Genomic DNA, 25,853 nt, shown 5'->3' on the forward strand with positions numbered 1-25,853 from the left:
CCGTCGGCTGGCTGGCGGCCCTATGCTAGAGTGGCGCCACTTTTTCGAGGGGGATTCATCTCGTGTGGGAGCTGGTTAAAGCGGGCGGCTGGATAATGCTGCCAATCATCCTGTGTTCCATCGCAGCCGCCGGTATTGTTGCCGAAAGGCTATGGACGCTTCGGCCTAGTCGAGTGACCCCACCACACCTGCTTGGCCAGGTGTGGAAATGGATCAAGGACAAGAAGCTCAGTAACCAAAAGCTCAAGGAGCTGCGCGCGGATTCTCCGCTGGGGGAGATACTGGCTGCTGGTCTGGCTAACTCCAAGCATGGTCGAGAGATCATGAAGGAATGCATCGAAGAAGCGGCCGCCCGCGTCGTCCATGACCTCGAGCGCTATCTCAACGCGCTGGGTACGATTGCAGGTATTGCTCCCTTGCTCGGGCTTCTCGGTACTGTGCTGGGCATGATCGAAATTTTCAGTGCCTTTATGGGCTCTGGCATGGCCAACGCACCGTTGCTCGCAGCGGGTATTTCCAAAGCGCTGATTACTACCGCGGCGGGTCTGATGGTCGGCATACCGGCACTGTTCTTCCATCGCTTCCTCCTGCGCCGAGTCGAAGAGCTCGTAGTCGGTATGGAGCAGGAAGCGATCAAGTTGGTTGAAGTTGTGCAGGGTGACCGTGACGTCGACCTAGGTGAGGGCAGGGCGTGAAGTTTCGTCGCAAGGCGCGGGAAAATGTCGACATCGGCTTGGCCCCGCTGATCGATGTGGTGTTCATTCTGTTGTTGTTCTTCGTGGTGACCACCACTTTTACTCGCGAAACCCAACTGCAGGTTGATCTGCCGGAGGCGGCGAGCGGGTCGCCACCACAAGAAACTGAGCAGAAGCGGCTGGAGGTTGTGATCGACGTCAGTGGCAACTTCAGTCTCAATGGCAAGTCGCTGGTCAAGCATGACCTGAACACATTAATGGCGGCGCTCAGCAAGGAGTCGGGCGGCGATACAAGCTTGCCGATGATCATCAGTGCCGACGGTAAAACTCCGCACCAAGCGGTCATTACCGCCATGGACGCAGCCGGGAAGCTGGGCTTCGCGCACCTGCGCATCACTACCATTGAGGCCCAGCCGGAGCCCTAATGTCCTTTGCTGATCGTCTCCAGCGGGCCTGGTACGAAGGGCATCCTGCCTTGGCGCTGCTTGCGCCGTTGGAAATGCTCTACCGCCGCGTGGTGACCGCTAAGCGAAAGCGGTTCATCAACGGCGTGATCGATTGCTATCGGGCGCCCGTGCCTGTGGTGGTGGTCGGAAATATCACCGTTGGCGGTACCGGCAAGACCCCCCTGATTCTCTGGCTCATCGAGCACTGTCAGCGACGCGGCCTGAAAGTCGGTGTAGTCAGTCGTGGCTACGGTGCCAGACCACCGGAATATCCGTGGCGGGTAGAGCCCGAGCATTCTGCAGCCGAGGTTGGCGATGAACCATTGCTGATCGCGCAACGAACAAACGTACCGGTGATGATTGATCCTGATCGTTCCCGCGCGGTTCGTAAATTGCTCGAACTCGAGCTGCTGGACCTGATCCTTTCCGACGATGGACTGCAGCATTACCGGTTGGGGCGCGATCTGGAGCTCGTCCTCATTGATGCTGCTCGTGGACTGGGCAATCAACGCTGTTTGCCCGCTGGCCCGCTACGTGAGCCATTGGAGCGGCTGGAATCGGTCGATGCGGTGCTGATAAACGGTGCGCAGGTAGACAGTCCCTCGGGGTTTGCGTTCGCCCTGCAGCCATCGAAATTGATCGAGTTGAGCACTGGGCAAGTCTGGCCCCTTGACCATTTTCCTGCAGGCCAGCGGATGCATGCAGTCGCTGGAATCGGCAATCCACAGCGTTTCTTCACCACGCTCGAGGCGCTACACTGGCGGCCGATTCCGCATGCTTTCGCCGATCACGCTCGTTATAGCCTGGAGCAGCTGAGTTTCAGTCCAGAGCTACCCTTGGTGATGACGGAGAAGGATGCGGTCAAATGCCGGGCTTTTGCGCTGCCGGGCTGGTGTTATCTCCAAGTCCAGGCCGAGCCTTCCGCAGCTTTCGTCACTTGGTTTGATTCCCAGCTGGACCGTTTGCTGCTCGTTCATCCCTAAGCCGCTCGATCTGCCAGGTGCGGTCGGCTGCATCCAAGGACTGCACACCATGGATACCAAACTGCTCGATATTCTTGCCTGCCCGCTCTGTAAGGGGCCGCTGAAGCTGACCGATGACAAGTCCGAACTGATCTGCAAGGCCGACGGCATGGCCTTTCTGGTCCGGGACGGCATCCCGGTGATGCTTGAAAGCGAAGCCCGCACCCTCGACGTGGATGAGCGTCTGGACAAATGACTAACGCTTATACCGTGGTGATCCCGGCGCGTTACGCATCCACACGCCTTCCGGGCAAACCTCTGCAGGACATTGCCGGCAAGCCGATGATTCGCCATGTCTGGGAGCAGGCCTGCAAGAGCGGGGCACAGCGGGTGGTGATCGCCACGGACGATCAGCGCATTCTGCAAGCCTGCGAAGGCTTCGGTGCGCAGGTATTGCTAACCCGGGTCGATCACAATTCGGGCACCGATCGGCTTGCCGAGGTGGCGGAGCAGCTGGGCTTAACGGCTGACGCGATAGTCGTCAACGTGCAGGGCGATGAACCATTGATTCCGCCTTCGGTGATCGACCAGGTGGCACTCAATCTGGCTGCTCACCCCGAAGCCGCGATCGCCACGCTTGCCGAGCCAATCAGCGATCCGCACGCGCTCTTTAACCCTAACGTGGTAAAGGTGCTGAGCGATATCAATGGGCTGGCGCTGACTTTCAGTCGCGCGACGCTGCCGTGGGCGCGGGACGAATTCGCTCGTAAACCCGATGCGCTTCCGAGTGATGTTCCGTACCGTCGGCATATCGGCATCTATGCCTATCGGGCCGGGTTCTTGGCTGACTTCGTGAGCTGGGGGCCGTGCTGGCTGGAGAATACTGAGTGCCTGGAGCAGTTACGTGCGCTCTGGCACGGCAAGCGCATTCATGTCGCCGATGCGGTCGAGGCGCCTCCGGCTGGTGTCGACACCGCCGAAGATCTTGACCGCGTCCGCAAACTGCTCGGAGCTTGAGCGTGAAGGTTCTGTTCGTTTGCATGGGCAACATCTGCCGATCGCCCACTGCTGAGGCTGTACTGCGCAAATACGCGCAGGATGCTCAGCTGGACAGCCGAATCACCATAGATTCGGCTGGAACCGGTGATTGGCATGCCGGGAAGGGGCCCGATCAGCGCGCTTGCCAGGCTGCAGCCAGGCGAGGCTATGACCTCAGCGCTCTAAGGGCGCGGCAGGTGATCGCCGAGGACTTCCAGCGCTTCGATCTCATCCTGGCGATGGATTACGACAACCTAAAGCGCCTGGAGGCCCTGCGTCCAGCAGACTCAAACGGTGAGCTCGATCTATTTCTGCGCCGATACAAATTGGGCTCGGACGCTGTACCCGATCCGTATTACGGCGGGGAGGACGGCTTCGAGCAGGTGCTCGACCTGATCGAGCGTGGTGCTGCTGGATTGCTCGATGAGATCAGAGGGCGTCAATGAGCCTTCTCATCGAGCCGGGTTATTCACTCAAGGCGCTCAACACCTTTGCGGTCGAAGCCTGTGCCGCCTATTTCGCTGAAGCCCAAGACGATCAAGCAGTAACCGAAGCGATCAATGAGGCCTGCCGCCTCGAGGTTCCGCTATGGATCCTCGGCGGCGGCAGCAATTTGGTACTGACCGGAGATGTACAAGCACTGGTGCTGCACATGGCTAGCCGGGGCATTCGAGTTCTTGAGGATGACGGCCAGCAAGTAGTGATAGAAGCGGAGGCCGGCGAGCCTTGGCATCCGTTCGTACTGCGGAGCCTAGAGCTTGGTTTGGCTGGGTTGGAAAACCTCAGTCTGATCCCCGGTACGGTCGGTGCGGCACCCATCCAGAATGTCGGGGCGTACGGGGTCGAGGTAAAGGATGTCTTCGCTGGGCTGACTGCACTGGACCGCCAAACTGGCAGTTTGGTGGAGTTCGATTTGGCGGCATGTGAATTTGCCTACCGCGACAGCCTGTTCAAGCGTCAGGCGGGACGCTATGTGATTCTTCGGGTGCGTTTCATGCTTCATCGGGCTGCGGAACTAAGTCTAGAGTATGGCCCGCTCCGTAAGTGGCTGCAGCAGCATGATGTCCAGTCCCCCACACCGATGGATGTGAGTCGTGCGGTCTGTTCGATCCGCAGTGAAAAGCTGCCAGACCCTCGTGTTCTGGGCAATGCAGGCAGTTTTTTCAAGAACCCCTTGGTTCCTCAGTCGAAAGCTGACGCGTTGCTCGAGCAATACCCCGATCTGGTGGCGTTTCCGCAAGGTGGCGGGCAGGTCAAGCTAGCCGCTGGCTGGCTCATTGATCGTGCAGGCTGGAAGGGTTATCGACAGGGGGATGTGGGCGTCCACAGGCTGCAAGCGTTGGTGCTCGTCAACTACGGGCAAGCAACCGGCCAGCAAATCCTGCAGCTTTCCGAAAAGATCCAAGCTGACATCCTAGAGCGTTTCGGTGTGAATTTGGAAATCGAGCCGAACGTCGTCTGACTCAGCCCCGTTTCGGATCTGCCGTGCCCGTTCTTAGCGTTCTATAAGGGCGACGGATCTCCCGATCTCCGCGGCTACAGGCGGAAACAGTAAGGGTTGACTAGGCGTGTTTCTCTGGTCATCTGGGCGCTCCACGAAAGAGCGGCGCAGCGATCTTTCCACATTTGTTCGCCAACAAATAAAAAAGGGATGCCGAAGCATCCCCTTTCTACATCGCTGGTCCTGTCAGTCTTGACGCTTGTCGAGGCCCTGCGGATCGGCTTCCTCCTGCGCATCCGCGTCAGCTTCAGTGGCGGGCTTGATCGCCTCCACTTCGGGCTGGAGCAGCTCGGTCACGGCCTGTTCGGCTTCAGGTTCGGCAGGTGGTGTTTCCGGCTTCCGGGCAACGCTTGGCTCTGCATTGCCATTTGCCGTGCTGGCTGGCTGCTCATTTGTCGCGTCGGTGTCCGGTTCGCTGACAACGATTTCAGGGCTGGCCATTTCTGCCGGAGCTTGGGTTTCGGGGGTCGCTTTCTCTTTCGCTTCGGCCTCGGCTGCTTCTTTAGCAAGACGCTCTTGCTCCAAGCGGCGGCGGCGGACCTCACGTGGGTCGTTAGGTGCACGACCGCTAGCCGTCACGACCGGCGCTTCAGTCTCGGTCGCGGTCTGGGTCGGCTCCTCGAAAGCAGGTGTAGCCTCAGGCTGTGAAGTCTCGGGCGCCGTTGCTGACGCTTCGGGCTCGCTGGCTTTCTGCACCGCCGGAGCTGGCTCCGCTACTGCGATAACCGGTGTCACGGCTTCGCTATCCTGAGTCGCGGGAACATTAGCTGGCTTGTCAACTTCGGTTGCTTCGGGCGTGTTATTAACGGCCACAGCTGGAGCTGGGGCTTCCGCTTCCCTTGCTTCAATTTGAATCTCAGTGGGTGCGGTGTCGGTGTCTGCGGTGTTCGCTGCGAGAGCGGCGGCAGTTGCGGCAATGGCGACTTGTTCAGATTTCACCGGCGCATTGCTTTCGCTTACCTCGGCGTTGTTGCTTTGGGCCTCGTCGTCGATTTCGTTTCCGTTGGCGTCGCGTTGACGATCACGGCGGTTGCTGCGGCGACGCTGGCCACGAGAGCGGCGGCGTGGGCGATCGCTACCTTCTGGCGACTCCTGCTCCTCCTGAGCGGTCTCCGCGGTTTCGTTCTGCTGTTCCTCGGCTTGTTCTACATGTTCTACACGAGGTTTGCGCTCTTCGCGGGGCGGCCGCGGCTTACGCTCAGAACTTTCTTCGCCGTTCGCCGCGACTGGAGCGGTCTGCGCGACATCATCGAGCGGTGCGCGCAATTCGCGTTTGCGCTCTTCTCTCGGCTGACGATCTTCGCGTGGGGTGCGCTCACGACGTGGTTGCTGTTGCGGCTGTGCAGTGCTTTCGCTGGCTTCGACTGGCTCGCGAGACTCACGCGGTTCGCGAGCTTCCCGTGGCTTGCGCTCTTCGCGTGGAGGGCGCGCCTGACGCTCTTCACGAGGCTGACGGTCTTCACGAGGGGCGCGCTCTTCACGAGGCTTGCGCTCTTCGTCGCGGTTGCTGCGCGAATCACGGCGACGGTTCTGCTGGCGCCCACTACGGCGTTCATCGTTGCGTTGCGGGCGGCTGCTAGCGGCGGGTTTCTTCTCGACTTCGGCGGCTGGCGTTTCCTGCTTGCCGGCGAAGAGGCCGACCAGGGACTTGACCAACCCCTTGAACAGGCTTGGCTCCTGAGTGGCGGGTGCAGGCAGCTCAGCGGGCGCAGCGATCGGGGCCGGCGCGGGCGCGGTACGCTGTGGTGCGGTTTTGACGGCCGCTTCCTGGCGAACCAGTGTGCGCGTCGAGCTGACCGGCTGAACTTCCTCAACCTCGGTTGGGCTCATTTCATAGCTGGCCTGACCAGTGATAATTTCCGGGCTATCGTCGCGCAGGCGCTGCACTTCGAAGTGCGGCGTCTCCAGATGATCGTCCGGCAGGATGAAGATGCGCGCGCGGCTGCGCAGTTCGATCTTGGTGATCGCGTTGCGCTTCTCATTGAGAAGGAAGGCGGCAACCTGGAAGGGAACGCGGGCGCGGACCTCGGCGGTACGATCCTTAAGGGCTTCTTCTTCGATCAGACGCAAGATGGCCAGCGACAATGATTCGACATCGCGAATGATGCCTTGGCCATTACAGCGCGGGCAGACGATACCGCTGGTCTCGCCGAGCGATGGACGAAGGCGTTGGCGGGACATTTCCAGTAGGCCGAAGCGCGAGATGCGGCCGACCTGGATTCGTGCGCGGTCAGCTTCCAGTGCTTCACGAACCTTCTCTTCAACGGCGCGCTGATTCTTGGCCGGAGTCATGTCGATGAAGTCGATGACGATCAGGCCGCCAATGTCGCGCAGGCGCAGCTGGCGGGCGATTTCCTCGGCCGCTTCCAGGTTGGTCTGCAGGGCAGTTTCTTCGATGTCGCCGCCCTTGGTGGCGCGCGCCGAGTTGATGTCGATGGACACCAACGCCTCAGTCGGGTCGATAACGATGGAACCGCCGGATGGTAGCTTCACTTCGCGCTGGAAGGCCGTCTCGATCTGGCTTTCGATCTGGAAACGGTTGAACAGTGGTACAGGATCTTCGTACAGCTTGATCTTGCTCGCGTACTGCGGCATGACCTGCTGAATAAAGGAAAGCGCTTCGTCCTGGGCTTCGACGCTATCGATCAGAACTTCGCCGATGTCCTGGCGCAGGTAGTCGCGAATGGCGCGAATGATGACGTTGGATTCCTGATAGATCAGGAAGGGGGCGGCGCGATCCTGAGAGGCTTCCTTGACTGCGCTCCATAGCTGCAACAGGTAATCGAGGTCCCATTGCATTTCTTCACTTGAACGGCCGAGGCCGGCAGTACGGACGATCAAGCCCATATCGGCAGGGACATCAAGGCCGTTCAGTGCTTCGCGCAGTTCGTTGCGTTCTTCGCCTTCAATTCGACGAGAAATGCCGCCCGCGCGCGGGTTGTTCGGCATCAATACGAGATAGCGACCGGCGAGGCTGATGAAGGTGGTCAGGGCAGCGCCTTTATTGCCGCGCTCTTCTTTTTCGACCTGAACGATGACTTCCTGGCCTTCGCTCAGGACTTCTTTGATGTTGACGCGGCCTTCCGGCGACTTCTTGAAGTACTCGCGGGAAATTTCCTTGAGGGGGAGGAACCCGTGGCGATCGGCACCGAAATCAACGAAGGCGGCTTCAAGGCTGGGCTCGACGCGAGTGATCTTACCCTTGTAGATGTTGGCTTTCTTCTGTTCACGAGCACCGGATTCGATGTCAAGGTCGAACAGGCGCTGGCCATCGACCAGTGCGACACGCAACTCTTCAGGCTGAGTTGCGTTAATTAGCATTCTTTTCATGTAGTACCGTCGGTTTCCAAGGCAGCGGAAACGGCGTTCGGCACACACGACTCTCGCGGTCGGTGTCAGGTGAGTCAGGAATGGTTGTAAGGCACTCCAGTGTCCAGCGATTTCAGGCCAGTTGGGCCGGCGTCGCGACGACGTCTCCTGCTTACTGTCGGAACAGAAGCAATGGTTCGGGAGGAGGAATCAGCAATCGGTAGCGGACGGAATGAAGCGTCTATGAAAGCCTTTACTACGCAATCCGAGGGCTGTACATCTCCACCCAACACTCATACTTTGAAAATCGGGTGCCGCTCGCAGAATCCGGGAGCGGGTTATCGATTATCGTGATTCCCCTTCGGGAACACGCATCATGTCTTCAAGGCTTGTTTCGGAGCTTCTGCTGCTTGAGAAAAGCTCCGCTGGACGGCCTCACGTCCTGGAACATTGCTGGGTCAAGGATGGCGGTTTCGCTGGCATTCTCTAACCTGTCCGCTTTTGGCGGCGCCTGGACTATAACAGTAATGTTTAAGTGCTTCAAATAAGGGAAAATTGATATCATCCGCGCATGACCAATACCCCCTCTCAGACCTCCGGCGTGCAAATGCTCGAGGTCTCGCCGGAGCTTGCCGGCCAGCGCATTGATAACTTTCTCCGTACCCAGCTCAAAGGTGTGCCCAAGACCTTGATCTATCGCATTTTGCGCAAGGGTGAGGTGCGGGTAAACAAAGGCCGTATTAAACCCGAGTACAAGCTTCAGGCGGGTGATGTCGTGCGGGTGCCACCGCTTCGGTTGCCTGAGCGGGACGAGCCAGTCCCGCTTGCGCAAGGGCTTCTCGAGCGGCTTGAGGCGGCAATCGTTTTCGAAGACAAAGCCTTGATCGTGTTGAACAAGCCTGCAGGGATCGCGGTGCATGGAGGCAGCGGGCTCAGCTTCGGGGTTATCGAGGCGCTGCGTCAGTTGCGCCCGGATGCAAAGGAGTTGGAGCTGGTGCATCGCCTGGATCGGGACACCTCCGGGTTGCTGATGATCGCAAAGAAACGCAGCATGCTGCGTCACTTGCACCTGCAATTGCGGGGCGATGGGGTCGACAAACGCTACATGGCTCTCGTGCGGGGGCGCTGGGACACCGGTAAGAAGCAAGTAAATGCGCCGCTGTTGAAAAATACCCTGCGTTCAGGTGAGCGGATGGTGGAGGTCACTGACGAGGGCAAAGACGCACTGACACTTTTTCGCGTGCTGCGCCGTTTTGGCGACTTCGCTACGCTGGTCGAGGCCAAGCCGGTAACCGGACGTACGCATCAGATTCGTGTGCATGCCCGCCATGCCGGTCACAGCATCGCTGGCGATAATAAATATGGTGATGAAGAGTTTTCCGCACTCATTCGTGATCTGGGTGGTAAGCGCCTGTTCCTGCATGCCTATGCGCTGAAGGTTCCTTTGCCTGACGGTGGCGAACTGAGTTTGGAGGCGCCGGTCGATGATGTCTGGGCCCGGACGCTGGAGAGGCTTGGTGAATAAGTACGAACTGCTGATCTTCGATTGGGATGGGACGTTGGTGAATTCCATCGGGCGTATCGTTGAATCCATTTTGGTTGCTGCGGCCCGGTGTGACCTGCCGCGGCTGGATGAGGGCAGTATCAAGGGGATTATTGGGTTGGGTCTGCCTGAGGCGATAGCCGCGCTATATCCAAATGTCACCGACAGAAGGTTGGTTGAGGCGTTCCGTCGTGCGTACGCCGACCATTATTTGTCACTGGAGGCTGAGCCGTCGGCGCTTTATCCAGGTGTGGCGCACGCGCTACAACAGTTCCGTGATCAGGGGCATCAGCTTGCTGTGGCGACTGGCAAGGGGCGGCGCGGGCTGGATAGGGTCCTAGCAGGGCAGGGTTGGACTGATTTTTTCGATGTGACCCGCTGTGCTGATGAGACTGCGAGCAAGCCTGACCCGCTCATGATCCACGAAATCCTCGCTCACTGCGGGGTCGGGCCCGAGCGGGCTCTGATGATCGGGGATTCGGTGTTCGATTTGGAGATGGCAAGGCGCGCAGGCGTAGACAGTGTTGCGGTTGCCTACGGCGCACAACCCGTCGAGGTGCTGTTGTCGTGTTCGCCGTGCATGGCTATCAATCATTTTTCGGAGCTCGGTGACTGGCTGTGCTCTGCTGCTGGTCACGCTGAGGTGGTTGCATATGTCGGATGAATGGGGGAAACCCGTGAATGAGTCTAAGGAAGACCGTACTAGTCTAAAGCTGTTGGAGAAAACGCTGCTTGCCGGCGTCCAGGAGCAGCGGCGAGCTCGGCGTTGGGGGATCTTTTTCAAGCTGTTGACATTCGTCTATCTCTTTGGGGTGCTGCTGATATTTTCGCCGCTGTTGCACATGGGGGAAGGGAAAGCTGTTGGTGATACCCACACTGCGATCATCAATGTCCGCGGAATGATTGCCGATGAAGAGGCGGCGAGTGCAGACAACATTGTCGGTGCGTTGCGTGCGGCCTTTGAGGATTCAAATACCAAGGGTGTGGTGTTGCGGATCAACAGTCCGGGTGGCAGTCCGGTGCAGTCCGGCTATATCTATGATGAGATCCGCCGGTTGCGTGGGGAGTATCCGGCCATCAAAGTTTATGCAGTGATTGCCGATCTAGGGGCGTCTGGCGCTTATTACATTGCAAGCGCTGCGGATGAAATTTATGCCGACAAGTCGAGTCTGGTTGGCTCTATCGGCGTCACCGCTGCGACCTTTGGCTTTGTCGAGACAATGGACAAGCTGGGCGTCGAGCGCCGTGTCTATACCTCAGGGGAGCACAAGGCGTTTCTAGACCCCTTTCAGCCGGAAAAGCCAGAGGAAACCGAGTTCTGGCGCAGCGTGCTTGCTACCACTCACCGGCAGTTCATCGACAGCGTGAAGCAGGGGCGGGGCGATCGATTGCAAGTCGCGGGGCATCCTGAGCTCTTTTCCGGGCTCATCTGGTCTGGTGAGCAGGCGCTTGAGCTCGGTTTGATTGATGGTCTTGGCAATGCCAGCTATGTCGCACGCGAGGTAATTGGGGAAGCTGAGCTGGTGGATTTCACCGTCAAAGACTCGCCTTTGGAGCGGTTTACCAAGCAGCTCGGTGTCAGTATTGGTTCGCAGCTTGCCCTGTGGATGGGTTTCCAGGGGCCTCAGCTGCGTTAGTGCAGTGTCAGGGTACTTCGACCCCGGCATTGTTAAGCATGTCTACCAGTCGGATCAGGGGTAACCCAATTAGGCTGGTGATGTCTGTTCCTTCGGTGCTGCGGAACAGGCTGATTCCCAAGCCCTCTACCTTGAAACTGCCGGCGCAATCGTAGGGTTGTTCGGCCCGCAGGTAGCGTTCGATCTGCTGATCACCAAGCGTCCGGAAGTGAACGGTAAAAGCGATGCAGTCGATCTGGGCGGCCCCGGTTCGGCTGTCCAGCAGTGCCAATCCGGTTAGAAAGTCTACGCTTTTGCCGCTGCAGCTCTGTAATTGGCTCTTTGCTCGGTCGAATGTGTGAGGTTTGCCAAGGATGTTTTGTCCGAGCACGGCGACCTGGTCGGAGCCAATGATCAGATGATTCTGATGAGAGGGTGCCAAGGCTTTGGCTTTCTCTAGGGCCAGGCGGCGTACGAGATGTTCCGGTAGCTCCCTGGTGAGTGGGGTTTCATTTATTTCCGGAGCGCTGTAAGCGAACTCAAGCTGAAGGCGTGAAAGCAGTTCGCGACGATAAGGGGAGCTTGATGCGAGAAGCAGGGGTCGCATTCTTCTTCCTTTATATATAGGTACTGATCGATGGTCGGTCGAGCGTTATTGTGCGGCTGAATTCCTTTGACAGTCGACAGGCGCATCCCTAGAATGCCGCGCTTATGTTGAAAGGACCAATACCTCCGCACGTAGATCCGCGCAAGCTCGCTGACCGAGCGGCTTCCCTGAAGGGCGAGCTGCAATTGTCTGGGCTGAAGCGGCTCGTCGATCCTCTTGAGGATGATAAGGGTGTGGTGCGCGCCAGTTTCGATTTTGGGCGCGACGAGCAGCGCACTGTGGTCATCCACAGTGAGCTGGATGTTGAGGTCACGATGATTTGCCAGCGCTGTCTGGAGCCGGTTGTTCTGCCTATTCACAGCGAATGCGATTATGCCGTGGTGAATGAAGGGTCGAGCAGTCAGCACCTGCCTAAGGGTTATGACGTGCTGGAAGTGGGAGAGGATCCTCTGGATCTGCTGGCGCTAGTTGAAGAGGAGCTTCTGCTCGCTCTTCCGATTGTTCCACTCCATGACCAAGAAGTTTGCCAGCCGCCGGCTGGGCCTGATGAGCCCGAGCCGAAAGAGGACGAGGTATCGCGGTCCAACCCGTTCAGCGTACTGGCTCAGTTAAAGCGTGACCCAAACGTTTAGGAGTTGATCCCAATGGCTGTTCAGCAGAACAAAAAATCCCGTTCCGCCCGTGATATGCGTCGTTCGCACGATGCACTCGAGCCGAACGCCCTGTCCGTGGAAAAGAGCACCGGTGAAGTTCACCTGCGTCACCACGTTTCTCCGGAAGGTTTTTACCGTGGTCGTAAAGTGATCGATAAGGGCGCTGACGAGTAAACCTTGTCTGCTCCGATCATAGCGATCGATGCAATGGGTGGGGACTTCGGTCCCCACTGCATTGTTCCGGCCAGTGTCCAATGTCTGGCTGAATACCCCTCGCTTCATCTGGCCTTGGTTGGCCAATCCTCCCTGTTAGAAGAAATTATCGCTCGGCATCCAGCTGTGGATCGCGCTCGTCTGTCGATTGTCAATGCCGATGAAGTGATCGGTATGGATGAGCGTCCAGCGCAGGCGTTGCGCGCCAAGCCGCGCTCGTCCATGCGCATCGCTCTGGAGATGGTGCGTGATGGGCAGGCTCAGGCTTGCGTCAGTGGCGGGAATACTGGTGCGCTGATGGCACTTGCTCGGCAGGTATTGAAAACCCTGCCTGGGGTGGATCGCCCGGCGATGGTGACTGCGATTCCTACGCTTGAGGGGTCGTGCCTGTTGCTTGACCTCGGCGCGAATGTGGACTGCACGGCCGAGCAGCTCTATCAATTCGCTGTCATGGGGTCGGTTGCGGCGCAAAGTCTTGGTATCGAGCAGCCGCGCGTCTCGTTGCTGAATATTGGTACCGAAGCAATCAAGGGTAATCAACAGGTCAAAGCGGCCGCCGGGCTGTTGCAGCAGGCTAGCTGTATCAACTATCAAGGCTTCATCGAGGGTGACGGGCTGTTTCGCGGCGAAACAGATGTCGCGGTATGCGATGGCTTTGTTGGCAACATTTTGCTCAAGTCCAGCGAAGGTTTGGCACATATGGTAGCTACGCGGGTCGAGCTGCTTTTCCGTCGCTCATTGATTGCACGCCTGGTCGGTGCGCTGGCTCTGCCCTTGCTGCGTCAGTTGCGGGCGGACCTGCGGCCAGCTCAGTACAACGGTGCCAGCTTCCTTGGGCTCCAGGGTATTGTCGTGAAGAGCCATGGTAGCGCAGGGGGCGAGGGGTTTCGGTCGGCTATACGCCGTGCCTCACAGGATGTGGAACGAAATCTTCCGGCGCAATTGCGCAGCCGTCTCGAGCACTTGCTTGTGACTGATCGGTCCACAAGCGACCCGGGTGATGTGACTGCGCCCGGTGGATCGGCATCCAACTGAACAATTCGTTGCGCCCAAGTGCGTATTCTTTTCTGACGAACAACCACAAGAGAGCCGTTTTCATGTCCGCATCACTTGCATTCGTCTTTCCAGGCCAGGGCTCCCAGGCCCTAGGCATGCTCGCCGAGCATGGCGCCCAGCAATCGCTGATCATCGATACCTTTGCCGAAGCCTCGTCTGTGTTGGGTTACGATCTGTGGGCACTTTGTCAGCAGGGTCCAGAGGACCAACTGAATCAGACCGACAAGACTCAGCCCGCCATTCTCGCCGCTTCGATTGCATTGTGGCGTTTGTGGCTGGCTGAGGGCGGTGCGAAGCCGGCCTTCGTCGCGGGTCACAGCCTGGGCGAGTACTCGGCGTTGGTTGCTGCTGGTAGCCTTCCGTTTGCCGATGCGGTGAAACTGGTCGAGCTGCGGGGTCAGCTGATGCAGCAGGCTGTTCCGGCCGGTACCGGTGGCATGGCCGCGATTTTGGGTCTAGAGGATGCCGATGTTTTGGCAGCGTGTGGCGAGGCGGCGCAGGGTGAGGTCGTAAGTGCGGTCAACTTCAACGCGCCAGGCCAGGTCGTGATTGCCGGCAACGCTGCGGCGGTCGAGCGAGCCATCGATGTCTGCAAAACCAAGGGTGCCAAGCGCGCCATGCCGCTGCCGGTCAGCGTGCCTTCTCATTGCGACCTGATGCGCCCTGCAGCCGAGCAGTTTGCCGCTGCCGTGACCGGCGCCGGCTGGCGGGCCCCCGAGATCCCATTGGTGCAAAATGTCAGTGCAGCAATCGTTTCGGATCTCGACTCGCTTAGACGCAATCTGCTGGCTCAGCTCTATAGTCCGGTTCGCTGGGTCGAGACTGTTGTTGTGCTAAGCGAACACGGTGTGACCGGTCTGGTCGAGTGCGGCCCGGGCAAGGTACTTTCCGGTCTCAATAAGCGCTGCGTCAAAGGCCTCAGTACCTACAATCTGGACACCCCCGAAGGTTTTGCGGCCACCCGTGGCGCAGTGCTCTGAATAAGGAGATAGGTATGAATTTGCAAGGCAAGGTCGCGCTGGTAACAGGCGCCAGTCGTGGTATTGGTCAGGCCATAGCGCTTGAACTTGGACGTCAAGGCGCCATCGTGATCGGCACGGCGACCTCATCTTCAGGGGCTGAGCGCATTGCTGAGACGCTCAAAGAGAACGGCATCGAAGGTGCTGGGCTGGTGTTGGACGTCACCAGTGATGAATCAGTTGCCACCACCCTGGAGCATATTCAGCAGCACCTCGGTCAGCCGGCTATTCTGGTCAATAACGCCGGCATCACGCGGGACAACCTGATGTTGCGGATGAAAGACGACGAATGGCACGAGGTGATCAATACCAATCTCAGCAGCCTTTATCGTTTGACCAAGGGTGTTCTGCGGGGCATGACTAAAGCCCGTTGGGGGAGAATTATCAGTATCGGTTCCGTGGTGGGTGCCATGGGTAACGCCGGGCAGGTAAACTACGCCGCGGCCAAAGCCGGACTCGAAGGTTTCAGTCGCGCGTTGGCACGTGAAGTCGGTTCGCGCGGTATCACGGTCAACGCCGTGGCTCCGGGCTTCATCGATACAGATATGACGCGCGAGCTGCCAGAAGCTCAGCGTGACGCATTACTGGGGCAGATCCCGCTGGGTCGCCTCGGTCAGGCGGAAGAGATTGCCAAGGTCGTCGCCTTCCTAGCTTCTGACGGTGCCGCCTATGTCACCGGGGCCACTGTCCCAGTGAATGGCGGTATGTACATGAGCTAATGTGACGCCCGACGCATGTACGCAGTCATAACGGCTGATTAGTTTCGTTATAAAACTGTGGTTTGTTTATAGACAGATGGTTGAAAGCAGGTTCATGCTTGCCCGCTTTCAGCTTGAAATGCGGAAAACGCTTTCTATACACTACCGCGCAGACCAGCTGCCTGATTTTTCCATAGGAGTGAAAACAAGGTATGAGCACCATCGAAGAACGCGTCAAGAAAATCGTTGCCGAGCAACTTGGCGTCAAAGAAGAGGAAGTTACCAACAGCGCTTCCTTCGTCGAAGACTTGGGTGCCGACTCCCTTGACACCGTTGAGCTGGTGATGGCTCTGGAAGAGGAATTCGAGACCGAAATCCCGGACGAGCAAGCCGAGAAGATCACCACTGTTCAAGAAGCTATCGATTACATCAACGCGCACGCGCAGTAAGTCGTAGTCCTGCTTCGAACCAGTAAGCCGCACTGCCTCGAAAGGGCAGTGCGGCTTTTGTTTGAGTTAGTTGAATGCAGCTGGTCGTGCCGGTGGCCGACATCTGTGAAGGCGGCTCTCTTTCCGTTACAGATGCTAGCGGAGCAGGGCGAGTCGAATGAATGCAAGGAGAATTGCTGTGTCGCGTAGACGCGTCGTAATTACCGGTATGGGCATGCTCTCGCCGCTGGGTAACGATGTGCCAAGCAGCTGGCAGGGGATTCTCGCCGGCCGCAGTGGTATCGGCCTAATAGAGCATATGGACCTTTCCGCCTATTCCACTCGCTTTGGCGGATCAGTCAAGAATTTCGATGTCGAGCAGTACCTGCCCGCTAAAGAGGCTCGCAAACTCGACCTTTTCATCCAGTACGGACTGGCCGCCAGTTTCCAGGCAGTACGAGATTCCGGGCTGGAAATCACCGATGCCGATCGCGAGCGTGTCGGCGTCGCCATGGGCTCGGGCATTGGTGGCCTGACCAATATCGAAAACAGCTGCAAGGCATTGATCGAGCAGGGGCCGCGCCGTATATCGCCGTTTTTCGTGCCGGGCTCGATCATTAACATGGTTTCCGGTTTTCTATCGATCCATCTTGGTTTGCAAGGCCCTAACTACGCCATTGCTACGGCCTGCACGACGGGTACGCATTGCATCGGCATGGCTGCGCGCAACATCGCCTATGGCGAGGCTGATGTGATGGTCGCTGGTGGGTCGGAAATGGCGGCCAGCGGGCTTGGAATAGGTGGGTTCGCCGCCGCTCGTGCATTGTCCACCCGCAACGATGATCCTGCTTCGGCCAGCCGCCCGTGGGACAAGGACCGGGATGGCTTTGTGTTGTCCGACGGCGCGGGCGCGTTGGTGCTAGAGGAGCTCGAGCATGCCAAGGCTCGCGGGGCGAAGATCTATGCCGAGCTGATTGGTTTCGGCATGAGTGCAGATGCGTTTCACATGACCTCACCGCCTGATGATGGCGCGGGTGCTGCTCGCTGCATCCGTAACGCTATATTGGACGCGCGGATCGATGCCAAACAGGTCGACTACATCAACGCCCATGGCACCTCGACGCCGGCCGGCGACAAGGCGGAAGCTGCTGCGATCAGAACGGTATTCGGTGATCACGCTTACGAGCTGTCGGTCAGTTCGACCAAATCGATGGTCGGTCATCTGCTTGGTGCGGCAGGCGCTGTCGAGGCAATCTTCAGCGTGCTTGCCATACGCGACCAAGTGGCGCCGCCGACGATCAACCTTGATGAACCCGGCGAAGGATGCGACCTCGATTTCGTCCCGCATGAGGCCAAGCCGCGGACAATCAATGTTGCGGTCTCCAACTCCTTTGGTTTTGGTGGCACCAACGGGTCGCTGGTGTTCCGCCGGTTCGCCGAGTGACGTTGAGCTGGGTGGATGGGCAGCCAGCTGAAGGGCTGCCCATTCATGATCGAGCGCTTGCTTACGGCGACGGCCTATTTGAAACAATCAAGGTGTTGGCCGGCTGCCCCGAACTGCTCGATCGGCATTTGCAGCGGCTGGAACATGGCTGCCGGCGTCTGGCGATCCCCTGCGACATCAATGGCGTAGGTAGCCAACTCATCGCTTTCAGTGCCGAACTTGGAGAGGGTGTCGCCAAGCTCATTGTCAGTCGAGGGGAGGGCAAGAGAGGCTATGCTCCGCCCGTCCCCTGTATGCCTCGAACCGTCCTTACCGGATCCTCCCTTCCGAACTACCCGAAAGCACATGCCGAACAGGGCGTTCGCCTGTACCCCTGTACTACCCGTCTTGCCGAGCAGCCAATTCTGGCCGGTCTGAAGCACCTCAATCGTTTGGAACAAGTGCTGGCCCGAGCCGAGTGGCAGGATCCGGTCTACGCCGAAGGCTTGATGCGCGACACCTCCGGGCGGGTCATCGAAGGCGTTTTCAGTAACTTGTTCATCGTCGAATTGGGCAGGTTGATGACGCCGTCCCTTGAGCGCTGCGGGGTCGCAGGGGTGATGCGCGAAGAAGTGCTGGACCGCGCGCGGATTGCCGGCGTGCCGACCCAGGTCGGCGATCTGTCGCTAGGGCAGCTCTATCGCGCTGACGAGGTCTTCGTTTGTAACAGCCTGTATGGCATTTGGCCTGTTCGCCAATTGGATGCCAGTGTATGGCCGGTGGGGCCTGTCACACGTAAACTTCAAAGCCTGGTGGCTGATCTGTCGAGCAATACGTGATTCGAAAACTGTCTTTTGTGCTCCTCGGCGCCTTGCTGATCGCTGCGCTGGCGCTCGGCCTGGTCTATTGGAAGCTTCACTCCGCCTTGGGGCAGCCGCTGCAGCTTGGCGCAGCGCAAACGCTTGAGGTTCAGTCTGGGGATACGCCCAGTGGCTTATTGCAACGGCTGGAGCGAGACGGCGTGTTGAGCGACTCGTTCTGGTTGCGGCTGCACTGGCGGCTGAAGCTCTCAGGACACACCTTGCACAGCGGCGAATATCAACTGCGGCCAGAGATGACTGCCCGCGACATGATCGGGCTATGGCAGCGTGGCGAGGTTGTGCAACATACCCTGACCATCGTCGAAGGGTGGAATTTTCGCCAGGTGCGCGCCGCGCTTGAGGCGCTGCCTACGGTAAAGCAGACGATTGTTGGTCAGTCAGATGATGAAGTCATGATGCGACTCGGCCAAGCCGGTTCGCACCCCGAGGGTCGCTTTTTCCCTGACACCTACAGCTTCACCCGCGGTGTCACCGATCTCGAGCTGCTCCAGCGTGCTTATTCACGGCTGGAAACGGTGCTGGCGGAGGAATGGCAACAGCGTAGCGAAGGCTTGCCCTATCAAGACCCGTATGAGGCGCTGATCATGGCTTCAATCATCGAAAAGGAAACAGGGGTTCCGTCAGAGCGCGGCGAGATCGCTGGCGTTTTCGTTCGCCGGCTGGAGCAAGGCATGTTGCTACAGACAGACCCGACGGTGATCTATGGTATGGGCGAACAATATAGGGGGCGGATCACCCGCAGCGATCTGCGCAGGCCGACCCCCTACAACACCTATACCAACAGCGGGTTGCCACCGACGCCGATCGCGATGGTTGGCCGGGAAGCGATTCACGCTGCGCTGCACCCGGTTGAAGGAAAAAGCCTCTACTTCGTCGCGCGGGGGGATGGCAGCCACGTGTTCAGTGATTCGTTGAGCGAACACAATCGCGCGGTGCGTGAATATCAACTCAAGCGCCGAGCAGACTATCGTTCCAGCCCACCGCCCCGGCAAACCCCGGCGCCGATTGAGAATGCCCAGTGACAGGACTCTTTATTACATTGGAAGGGCCCGAAGGCGCGGGCAAGAGCACCAACCGTGAGTACCTCGCGCAGCGCTTGCGTGAACACAGCCTAGACGTCGTCCTGACGCGTGAACCCGGGGGCACGCCGTTGGCTGAGCGCATTCGTGAACTGCTGTTGGCGCCTGCAGACGAACCCATGAACAGCGATACGGAGCTGTTGTTGGTGTTCGCGGCACGCGCACAGCATCTTGCTCAGGTCATTCGGCCCGCACTCGCGCGAGGTGCTGTGGTGCTGTGCGACCGGTTTACCGATGCCACCTACGCTTATCAGGGCGGTGGCCGCGGTCTCCCCACCCCGCGTATCGAGCAGCTTGAAAGCTTTGTTCAGGGTGAGATGCGTCCGGACCTGACGCTGATCTTCGATTTGCCCGTTGAAATCGGTCTGAGCCGCGCCGCTGCACGGGGACGTCTTGATCGCTTCGAGCAGGAAGGGCTCGAATTCTTCGAGGCCGTGCGCAGCGCCTATCTCAATCGGGCGCAGCAGGACCGGCAGCGCTATCGTGTGGTCGATGCAGGCCAGTCTCTAGCCGCAGTACAACAGAGTCTGGACAGGCTTCTGCCTGAGGTGTTGGAGCGTGCGCTTGGCTGACGGCATTCTTCCATGGCAGGTTGATCTCTGGCAGTTGCTGGCCGGTCGTCAACAGCATGCTCATGCGTATTTGCTGCACGGGCCCGCCGGTATTGGCAAGCGCGCCTTAGCTGAACAGCTGATGGCACTTTTACTGTGTCAACGGCCGGCCGCACTGAGTGCGTGCGGGACCTGCAAAGGCTGCCTGTTGCTTGCAGCGCATACCCATCCAGACCATTACATTCTGGAACCGGAAGAGGCCGACAAAGCGATCAAGGTCGATCAGGTTCGCCACCTCGTAGGTTTTGTTACTCAGACTGCTCAGCTAGGTGGGCGTAAGGTCGTTCTGCTCGAGCCAGCCGAGGCGATGAACCTTAACGCCGCCAACGCGTTGCTCAAGAGCCTCGAGGAGCCTGCTGGCGATACCGTTCTGTTGCTTATCAGTCATCAGCCCAGCCGGCTGCTACCGACGATCAAGAGTCGCTGCGTGCAACAAAGCTGCCCCTTGCCTGGGCGCCAGCAGAGCCTTGATTGGCTGGCGGTTCAACTTCCAGATGTGTCGCCCGCGCAGCGTGAGGAGCTGCTTGCATTGTCTGCCAATTCGCCATTGGCCGCGCTCAAGCTGCAGGGTGCGGGCGTACTCGATATGCGGGTGCAAGTAGTCGACGGGGTAAAGAAACTGCTCAAACGGCAGCAATCTCCCAGTCAGCTGGCTGAGGCCTGGAGTTCGCATTCGCTGATCCTGTTATTCGATTGGTTTTGCGAATGGGCGCATCTGATATTGCGCTTTCAAATGACCGGCGATGAAGAAGGGCTTGGCGCAGCCGATATGCAGAAGGTGATTCAATACCTGGCGGAGAAGTCGTCACCCGACCGGCTGCTGGTGCTGCAGGATTGGTTGCTTGCCCATCGACAGAAGGTGCTGGGCAAAGCCAATCTTAATCGTGTCTTGCTTCTCGAAGCGCTTCTGGTGCAGTGGGCAAGCTTGCCCGGGCCAAGCTAGAATCCATCGAACTGTTGTTAGGAATGAATACCGCATGAGCCTGCCTGCAAACCTTGGTCCGCGTAACGGCATTCTGTCTCTGACCATCAAGGACAAGTCAGTGCTCTATGCGGCGTACATGCCGTTCATCAAGCATGGCGGATTGTTCATTCCGACTAACAAGAGTTACAAGCTTGGCGACGAGGTGTTCATGCTGCTGAGCCTGATGGACGAGCCGGAAAAGATTCCGGTTGCGGGTAAGGTCGTGTGGATCACGCCCAAGGGCGCCCAAGGCAACCGGGCCGCAGGCGTTGGCGTGCAGTTCAATGAGGGTGACTCGACTGCCCGCAACAAGATTGAAACCTACCTCGCCGGCGCGATGAAATCAGACCGTCCAACGCACACCATGTAGCGTCATCGCAAGCGATTCGTTCGCTTAGCTTTTTTGCCGTTGCTTTTTCCGCCGCGCTGACCTGACTGCGACCGATGGGCTGCTTTGCTCTACAATGGCGCGTTTTCGGTTCGGGTACTTTTCCATGCTGATCGACTCGCATTGCCACCTCGATCGTCTCGATCTTACGTTGCACGACAACTCCCTCGATGCAGCTCTGCATGCTGCACGTCAGCGTGGTGTTGGGCATTTCCTTTGTATCGGTGTCAGCGCCGAGAATACTGCTGCTGTCAAAGCGCTTGCGCAGCGCTATGACGACGTCGATTGTTCGGTGGGGGTGCACCCGCTGGACCTCGAGCCGGGTGCCGAACCTGCCATGGACTGGTTGCTGCAGGAACTGGACGCGCCCGGTGTAGTGGCGATCGGCGAAACAGGGCTTGACTACCACTACGAGCCTGAAGCCGCCGAGTTGCAGCAGCAATCCTTCCGTCTGCATCTCGATGCCGCGCGGATCAGCGGTAAACCAGTCATCGTCCACACTCGTGCGGCTCGTGCCGACACGCTGGCGCTGCTCCGCGAGGCTTCGTTGCCGCAGGCCGGCGTACTGCATTGCTTCACCGAAGACTGGGACATGGCCAAGTCTGCCTTGGATCTAGGGTTCTATATTTCGCTATCCGGCATCGTGACATTTCGCAACGCCGATGCCTTGCGGGATGTCGCTCGCCGTGTTCCTGCGGATCGCCTGCTAGTGGAGACGGATTCGCCTTACCTGGCCCCGATCCCCTACCGCGGCAAACCGAACCTGCCGCAGTATGTGCGCGAGGTCGCCGAGTATCTCGCCGATCTGCGCGGGGTCGGCTTCGAGGTGCTGGCGGCTCAAACCACAGATAACTTCAAGCGGCTTTTTCCCTTGGCGCGCGTCAAGAACTGACGAGCGCGAGCGCGCGTGCAAGGCGGTGTGCTTGGCGGGCCTTCTCCGCACATGCCGTGTACAATCCGCGCCGCTTAATGCACATGCCGGTAGCCGGCATGCGGATACGAGGGTTTGGGTTGGCGCTCAAAGCATAGCCTTCCGTCAGTCTCGTCATTTCTTCGTCACAGACCAAACTAGGTGACGCCATGTCCAGCGATACGCTGCACACCGGGCCGCTTCAACGCGGCCTGAAAAACCGGCACATTCAGCTGATCGCACTCGGCGGGGCTATTGGAACGGGGCTCTTCCTCGGCTCAGCCGGCGTGCTGCGCAGCGCCGGGCCGTCGATGATCCTTGGCTATGCCATCGGTGGGATGATTGCCTTCCTCATCATGCGTCAGCTCGGCGAGATGATCGTCGAGGAGCCGGTTGCGGGATCCTTCAGTCATTTTGCGCACAAATATTGGGCCCCTTATGCAGGCTTTCTCTCCGGTTGGAATTATTGGGTGCTGTATGTCCTGGTGGGGATGGCCGAACTGACCGCGGTGGGCAAGTACGTCCAGTTTTGGTGGCCGGAGGTGCCGACTTGGGCCACCGCTGCGGTGTTTTTTGTGCTGATCAATCTGATCAACCTAGTCAACGTTAAGACCTTTGGTGAGACTGAGTTCTGGTTCGCGATCGTCAAGGTCGGAGCCATTGTCGGCATGATTGCGCTCGGCCTGTACCTCTTGCTGAGCGGCGCGGGTGGTGAACAGGCTGGCTTCAGCAACCTCTGGAGCCACGGCGGGTTCTTCCCCAACGGCATCAGCGGGATGGTCATGGCCTTGGCAATCATCATGTTTTCATTCGGCGGCTTGGAACTGGTGGGGATCACCGCAGCTGAAGCATCCGACCCGAAGACAGTCATTCCCAAAGCGATCAATCAGGTCGTTTATCGGATTCTGATCTTCTACATTGGCGCGCTCAGCGTTCTGCTGGCGCTCTACCCTTGGGACAGTCTGCTGGAAACGCTGGGTTCGGCCGGCGACCCCTACAGCGGCAGCCCTTTCGTGCAGATCTTTTCACTGATCGGCAGTGATACGGCTGCGCACATCCTCAACTTCGTGGTGCTGACGGCGGCTCTCTCTGTCTATAACAGCGGCGTGTACTGCAACAGTCGCATGCTGTACGGCCTGGCGGAGCAGGGCGATGCGCCGAAGGTGTTGATGATGGTCAACCGCCGTGGGGTACCGGTGCTTGCAATCGCTGTCTCTGCACTCGTCACCATGCTCTGTGTGCTGGTGAACTACCTGCTGCCGCAAACAGCGCTTGAGTTGCTCATGTCGTTGGTGGTTGCGGCGCTGCTGATCAACTGGGCGATGATCAGTCTCGCCCACTTGAAGTTTCGCAAGGCAATGAAAGCGCAGGGCATCGAGCCTTCGTTCAAGGCCTTTTGGTATCCGCTCAGCAATTACATTTGCCTGGCGTTCGTGGCATTGATTGCCGCGATCATGTTGTCGATGCCCGGTCTGCGAACCTCAATCATCGCGATACCATTTTGGGCGCTGTTTATCTGGCTGTGCTTCCGGTTGCGGCTTTCGAGCCGGCGTGCCGCGCATGGTTGATACGTTGAGGCGTATGGCCACAGCGAACAAAAAAAACCCGGCGTCGCGGGGAGCCGGGTCAAGACCATTAGGAGTATGAGGTCACGTTCCTCGCTTCCTCAGCTGGCCGAGCAGTGGGGGGATTGCGCGGCCAGTGATTGCAGTATTGGTCCGATTCCTCAAAGCTGCTGGGCGATTGCGGCGATTTTTAAACGGATTTGGAATAGTCGCGTCCAGGCTGATCGCTCACTTCGCGAGCAGCCCGCGAACCACTGCCAGGCTCTGCTCGATAACCTCCGGCGGCGTGTAGAAATGCGGTGAGAATCTGATCCCTCCACCACGAAGCGCACAGACGACCTGCTCCTCCTTGAGGCGTTGAAACAGCGTCGGGTTGTCGATCCCATCGATCCGGAACGTCAGGATGCCGGCTCGCCGAGCTGGATCGGTTGGGCTTAGCAGTTCGGCCCCCGGCATGGCCGATAGCTCTCGATGGAGGTGATCGATGCGTTCGGCCAGTGCCTGTGCCACTGTGACTATTCCCACCTCTTCCAATAAGGACAGGCTGGCTTCCAATGCCATGGCGCCGAGCAGGTTCGGGCTGCCGCACTCAAAGCGCTGCGCGCTGTTCGCCGGCTGCCAATCGCTGCGGTCATAATCACCGGCGTGCTCGAGCATATGCCAGCCGTACTCGTGAAGCTTGAGCTGATCGCGTAGATCGCTCCGGCAATAGAACACACCCAGGCCTTCTGGGCCCAGCAGCCATTTATGTCCGTCGGCCATCGCAAATGCACACCGGCATTGCTGAGCATCGAATGGCAGCGCGCCCAGCTGTTGGATTGCGTCGATGCACAGCAGTACGCCACGTCGTTCGCAGCCTTCACCGAGTCGCGGCAGGTCTAGCCGCAGGCCGCTCGCGTACTGTACGGCGCTGATCGCCAGCAAGCGAACGTTCGGCCCGCAGGCCGCGAGCAGGTCGCCTTCGGGATCTTCACCCTTGAGGCTGACCTGGATGACCTCGACCCCTTGCGGCCGCAACGCCTCCCAAACTACGCGGTTGGAGGGAAACTCCTCGTCGCTGATGACGACCTGGTCACCGGGCTTCCACTCCAGTCCGAAGGCTACGAAAGACAGTGCTTCCGAGGTGTTCTTGACCAGCGCTATGTCTGCTGGGGTTGGTGCGTTCAGCAACCTGGCCAGGCGATTTCGCAGACGGGTTTCAACCGCCAGCCACTGCGGATAGTCGCGCGCGCCAATCGTGATGTTCTGTTGGGCAAAGCTGGTTACCGCATCGCTCGCACGGCGAGGCCAGGGCGAGACGGCCGCATGATTCAGGTACCGCAAGCCGTCGATTTGGGGGAATTCGTCATTCAATGTACTCATTGGCAATCTTCCGTGCATTTTCTGACTAAACAGGCATAATCATCTGCTTCGATTTTTCACACTGCAGCCACTTATGCAAAATGAATCCCGTAAGGTCCGCGAATTTCGCCGTCGCGAACAAGAGATTCTCGACACGGCGCTCCAGTTGTTTCTCGAACAGGGAGAAGACAGCGTCACCGTCGAGATGATCGCCGACAGGGTGGGGATCGGCAAAGGCACCATCTACAAGCACTTCAAATCAAAGGCCGAAATCTACCTGCGGCTGATGCTCGACTACGAGCGGGATCTGAACGAGCTGCTGCATTCACCGAGTCTCGATCAGGACAAAGAAGCGCTGTCTCGCGCCTACTTCGAGTTTCGCATGGGCGATCCTCAGCGCTATCGGTTGTTCGACCGGCTCGAGGAAAAGGTGGTTAAGGGTAATCAGGTACCGGAAATGGTCGAGGAGCTGCACCGTATCCGGGCCTCCAACTTCGAGCATCTAACCCAACTGATCAAAGGGCGCATTGCCGAAGGAAAGCTAGAGGACGTGCCGCCTTATTTCCACTATTGCGCAGCCTGGGCCTTGGTACATGGGGCTGTAGCGCTCTACCACTCGCCGTTCTGGAGCAATGTGCTGGAGGATCAAGAAGGCTTCTTCCAGTTTCTTATGGATATCGGCGTGCGTATGGGCAACAAGCGCAAGCGAGACTAGCCCAGTCTCCGCAATGTGGTGGCGTAACTAACGATTGGGTCGCGGAGCATTCTCTAGAGCTGAGAACGCATAAAGGTTGGTGACTGAAACGGGTCATTCGGACTATATAGGGCAGCGGACTTCCGACCGCTGCCGTGCCTTCGCGGCTACCCTGGTCGTTACTGTTGGAAAACCATCTCAGCATTTGGATTA

The 25,853-nt window shown here is 58.6% G+C and carries 28 protein-coding genes; 25 read left to right on the forward strand and 3 right to left on the reverse strand.

Annotated elements, in window-relative coordinates; translation table 11 throughout:
• The first annotated feature begins 62 nt into the window (after positions 1-62).
• From pocA to murB, 7 genes are read left to right on the forward strand one after another with little or no spacing between them, the layout of a single operon-like run.
• The gene (pocA, locus tag ACIGHL_RS04590) at positions 63-695 is read left to right on the forward strand and encodes a flagellar polar localization protein PocA (RefSeq protein ID WP_045428860.1); all 633 of its coding nucleotides are present in this window, start codon (positions 63-65) and stop codon (positions 693-695) included.
• Complete coding sequence (gene pocB / locus ACIGHL_RS04595; RefSeq protein ID WP_045428858.1) at positions 692-1,120, forward strand: flagellar polar localization protein PocB; 429 nt, start codon at positions 692-694, stop codon at positions 1,118-1,120. Before pocA ends, pocB begins: the two co-directional genes overlap by 4 nt.
• A complete protein-coding gene (gene lpxK, locus ACIGHL_RS04600) occupies positions 1,120-2,124 on the forward strand; it encodes a tetraacyldisaccharide 4'-kinase (protein ID WP_216706882.1) in 1,005 nt (334 codons plus the stop codon). Before pocB ends, lpxK begins: the two co-directional genes overlap by 1 nt.
• Positions 2,125-2,173: 49 nt before the next feature.
• A complete protein-coding gene (locus tag ACIGHL_RS04605; RefSeq protein ID WP_128119426.1) occupies positions 2,174-2,359 on the forward strand; it encodes a Trm112 family protein in 186 nt (61 codons plus the stop codon).
• Positions 2,356-3,120 carry a 3-deoxy-manno-octulosonate cytidylyltransferase gene (gene kdsB / locus ACIGHL_RS04610; RefSeq protein WP_128119425.1) on the forward strand — a complete coding sequence of 255 codons (765 nt, stop codon included), beginning with the start codon at positions 2,356-2,358 and terminating at the stop codon, positions 3,118-3,120. The genes ACIGHL_RS04605 and kdsB overlap by 4 nt, the downstream gene beginning before the upstream one ends.
• 2 nt (positions 3,121-3,122) lie before the next feature.
• Complete coding sequence (locus ACIGHL_RS04615) at positions 3,123-3,587, forward strand: low molecular weight protein-tyrosine-phosphatase (RefSeq protein ID WP_128119424.1); 465 nt, start codon at positions 3,123-3,125, stop codon at positions 3,585-3,587.
• A complete protein-coding gene (gene murB / locus ACIGHL_RS04620) occupies positions 3,584-4,603 on the forward strand; it encodes a UDP-N-acetylmuramate dehydrogenase (protein ID WP_128119423.1) in 1,020 nt (339 codons plus the stop codon). Before ACIGHL_RS04615 ends, murB begins: the two co-directional genes overlap by 4 nt.
• Positions 4,604-4,828: 225 nt before the next feature.
• Here murB and rne read toward each other — a convergent pair whose 3' ends face one another.
• Positions 4,829-7,972 carry a ribonuclease E gene (gene rne, locus ACIGHL_RS04625; protein WP_196240437.1) on the reverse strand — a complete coding sequence of 1,048 codons (3,144 nt, stop codon included), beginning with the start codon at positions 7,970-7,972 and terminating at the stop codon, positions 4,829-4,831.
• A gap of 550 nt (positions 7,973-8,522) precedes the next feature.
• Here rne and rluC point away from each other — a divergent pair.
• Genes rluC through sppA form a run of 3 tightly spaced genes read left to right on the forward strand, consistent with a single transcriptional unit; the run spans position 8,523 to position 11,131 of the window.
• Complete coding sequence (gene rluC, locus ACIGHL_RS04630; RefSeq protein ID WP_046161970.1) at positions 8,523-9,476, forward strand: 23S rRNA pseudouridine(955/2504/2580) synthase RluC; 954 nt, start codon at positions 8,523-8,525, stop codon at positions 9,474-9,476.
• Positions 9,469-10,158: an HAD-IA family hydrolase gene (locus ACIGHL_RS04635; protein WP_128119422.1), complete on the forward strand. Its 690-nt coding sequence runs from the start codon at positions 9,469-9,471 to the stop codon at positions 10,156-10,158. The genes rluC and ACIGHL_RS04635 overlap by 8 nt, the downstream gene beginning before the upstream one ends.
• The gene (gene sppA / locus ACIGHL_RS04640) at positions 10,148-11,131 is read left to right on the forward strand and encodes a signal peptide peptidase SppA (RefSeq protein ID WP_128119421.1); all 984 of its coding nucleotides are present in this window, start codon (positions 10,148-10,150) and stop codon (positions 11,129-11,131) included. Before ACIGHL_RS04635 ends, sppA begins: the two co-directional genes overlap by 11 nt.
• Positions 11,132-11,138: 7 nt before the next feature.
• On the opposite strand, the gene ACIGHL_RS04645 is transcribed toward sppA, so the two are convergent.
• Positions 11,139-11,717, reverse strand: a complete 579-nt coding sequence (locus ACIGHL_RS04645; protein ID WP_128119420.1) for a Maf family protein — start codon at positions 11,715-11,717, stop codon at positions 11,139-11,141.
• Positions 11,718-11,821: 104 nt separating this feature from the next.
• On the opposite strand from ACIGHL_RS04645, the gene ACIGHL_RS04650 reads away from it, so the two are divergent.
• The 14 genes from ACIGHL_RS04650 (at position 11,822) to ACIGHL_RS04715 (ending at position 23,608) form a co-directional block, all read left to right on the forward strand.
• On the forward strand, positions 11,822-12,349 hold the full coding sequence (locus ACIGHL_RS04650) for a YceD family protein (RefSeq protein WP_128119419.1): 528 nt from the start codon (positions 11,822-11,824) through the stop codon (positions 12,347-12,349).
• Positions 12,350-12,361: 12 nt separating this feature from the next.
• Positions 12,362-12,544 carry a 50S ribosomal protein L32 gene (rpmF, locus tag ACIGHL_RS04655; protein WP_019342480.1) on the forward strand — a complete coding sequence of 61 codons (183 nt, stop codon included), beginning with the start codon at positions 12,362-12,364 and terminating at the stop codon, positions 12,542-12,544.
• A 3-nt stretch (positions 12,545-12,547) separates the two neighbouring features.
• Positions 12,548-13,618, forward strand: a complete 1,071-nt coding sequence (gene plsX, locus ACIGHL_RS04660) for a phosphate acyltransferase PlsX (RefSeq protein WP_128119418.1) — start codon at positions 12,548-12,550, stop codon at positions 13,616-13,618.
• Positions 13,619-13,680: 62 nt separating this feature from the next.
• Complete coding sequence (gene fabD / locus ACIGHL_RS04665; RefSeq protein WP_128119417.1) at positions 13,681-14,619, forward strand: ACP S-malonyltransferase; 939 nt, start codon at positions 13,681-13,683, stop codon at positions 14,617-14,619.
• A gap of 14 nt (positions 14,620-14,633) precedes the next feature.
• A complete protein-coding gene (gene fabG / locus ACIGHL_RS04670; protein WP_045428830.1) occupies positions 14,634-15,377 on the forward strand; it encodes a 3-oxoacyl-ACP reductase FabG in 744 nt (247 codons plus the stop codon).
• A gap of 191 nt (positions 15,378-15,568) precedes the next feature.
• Complete coding sequence (gene acpP, locus ACIGHL_RS04675) at positions 15,569-15,805, forward strand: acyl carrier protein (RefSeq protein WP_003283670.1); 237 nt, start codon at positions 15,569-15,571, stop codon at positions 15,803-15,805.
• 178 nt (positions 15,806-15,983) lie between these two features.
• The gene (gene fabF, locus ACIGHL_RS04680; protein ID WP_216706881.1) at positions 15,984-17,228 is read left to right on the forward strand and encodes a beta-ketoacyl-ACP synthase II; all 1,245 of its coding nucleotides are present in this window, start codon (positions 15,984-15,986) and stop codon (positions 17,226-17,228) included.
• 2 nt (positions 17,229-17,230) lie between these two features.
• Positions 17,231-18,046 carry an aminodeoxychorismate lyase gene (gene pabC, locus ACIGHL_RS04685; RefSeq protein WP_128119572.1) on the forward strand — a complete coding sequence of 272 codons (816 nt, stop codon included), beginning with the start codon at positions 17,231-17,233 and terminating at the stop codon, positions 18,044-18,046.
• Positions 18,043-19,110, forward strand: coding sequence for an endolytic transglycosylase MltG (gene mltG, locus ACIGHL_RS04690; protein WP_128119416.1), 1,068 nt, complete (start codon positions 18,043-18,045; stop codon positions 19,108-19,110). The genes pabC and mltG overlap by 4 nt, the downstream gene beginning before the upstream one ends.
• Entirely contained in the window at positions 19,107-19,739 is a 633-nt protein-coding gene (gene tmk, locus ACIGHL_RS04695) for a dTMP kinase (protein ID WP_128119415.1), read from the forward strand. Before mltG ends, tmk begins: the two co-directional genes overlap by 4 nt.
• A complete protein-coding gene (locus ACIGHL_RS04700) occupies positions 19,732-20,721 on the forward strand; it encodes a DNA polymerase III subunit delta' (RefSeq protein WP_128119571.1) in 990 nt (329 codons plus the stop codon). The genes tmk and ACIGHL_RS04700 overlap by 8 nt, the downstream gene beginning before the upstream one ends.
• Positions 20,722-20,755: 34 nt before the next feature.
• Complete coding sequence (locus tag ACIGHL_RS04705; protein ID WP_025241024.1) at positions 20,756-21,112, forward strand: PilZ domain-containing protein; 357 nt, start codon at positions 20,756-20,758, stop codon at positions 21,110-21,112.
• Between the two features lie 124 nt (positions 21,113-21,236).
• A complete protein-coding gene (locus ACIGHL_RS04710) occupies positions 21,237-22,022 on the forward strand; it encodes a TatD family hydrolase (protein WP_128119414.1) in 786 nt (261 codons plus the stop codon).
• 188 nt (positions 22,023-22,210) lie between these two features.
• A complete protein-coding gene (locus ACIGHL_RS04715; RefSeq protein WP_128119413.1) occupies positions 22,211-23,608 on the forward strand; it encodes an amino acid permease in 1,398 nt (465 codons plus the stop codon).
• A 225-nt stretch (positions 23,609-23,833) separates the two neighbouring features.
• On the opposite strand, the gene ACIGHL_RS04720 is transcribed toward ACIGHL_RS04715, so the two are convergent.
• Entirely contained in the window at positions 23,834-24,967 is a 1,134-nt protein-coding gene (locus ACIGHL_RS04720) for an aminotransferase class V-fold PLP-dependent enzyme (RefSeq protein ID WP_128119412.1), read from the reverse strand.
• 73 nt (positions 24,968-25,040) lie between these two features.
• Here ACIGHL_RS04720 and ACIGHL_RS04725 point away from each other — a divergent pair, with 73 nt between their 5' ends.
• Positions 25,041-25,661: a TetR/AcrR family transcriptional regulator gene (locus ACIGHL_RS04725; RefSeq protein WP_045428807.1), complete on the forward strand. Its 621-nt coding sequence runs from the start codon at positions 25,041-25,043 to the stop codon at positions 25,659-25,661.
• The last annotated feature ends 192 nt before the right edge of the window (positions 25,662-25,853 follow it).

The sequence above is a fragment of the Pseudomonas sp. NPDC077451 genome, from assembly GCF_044543345.1.
GTDB lineage: Bacteria > Pseudomonadota > Gammaproteobacteria > Pseudomonadales > Pseudomonadaceae > Stutzerimonas.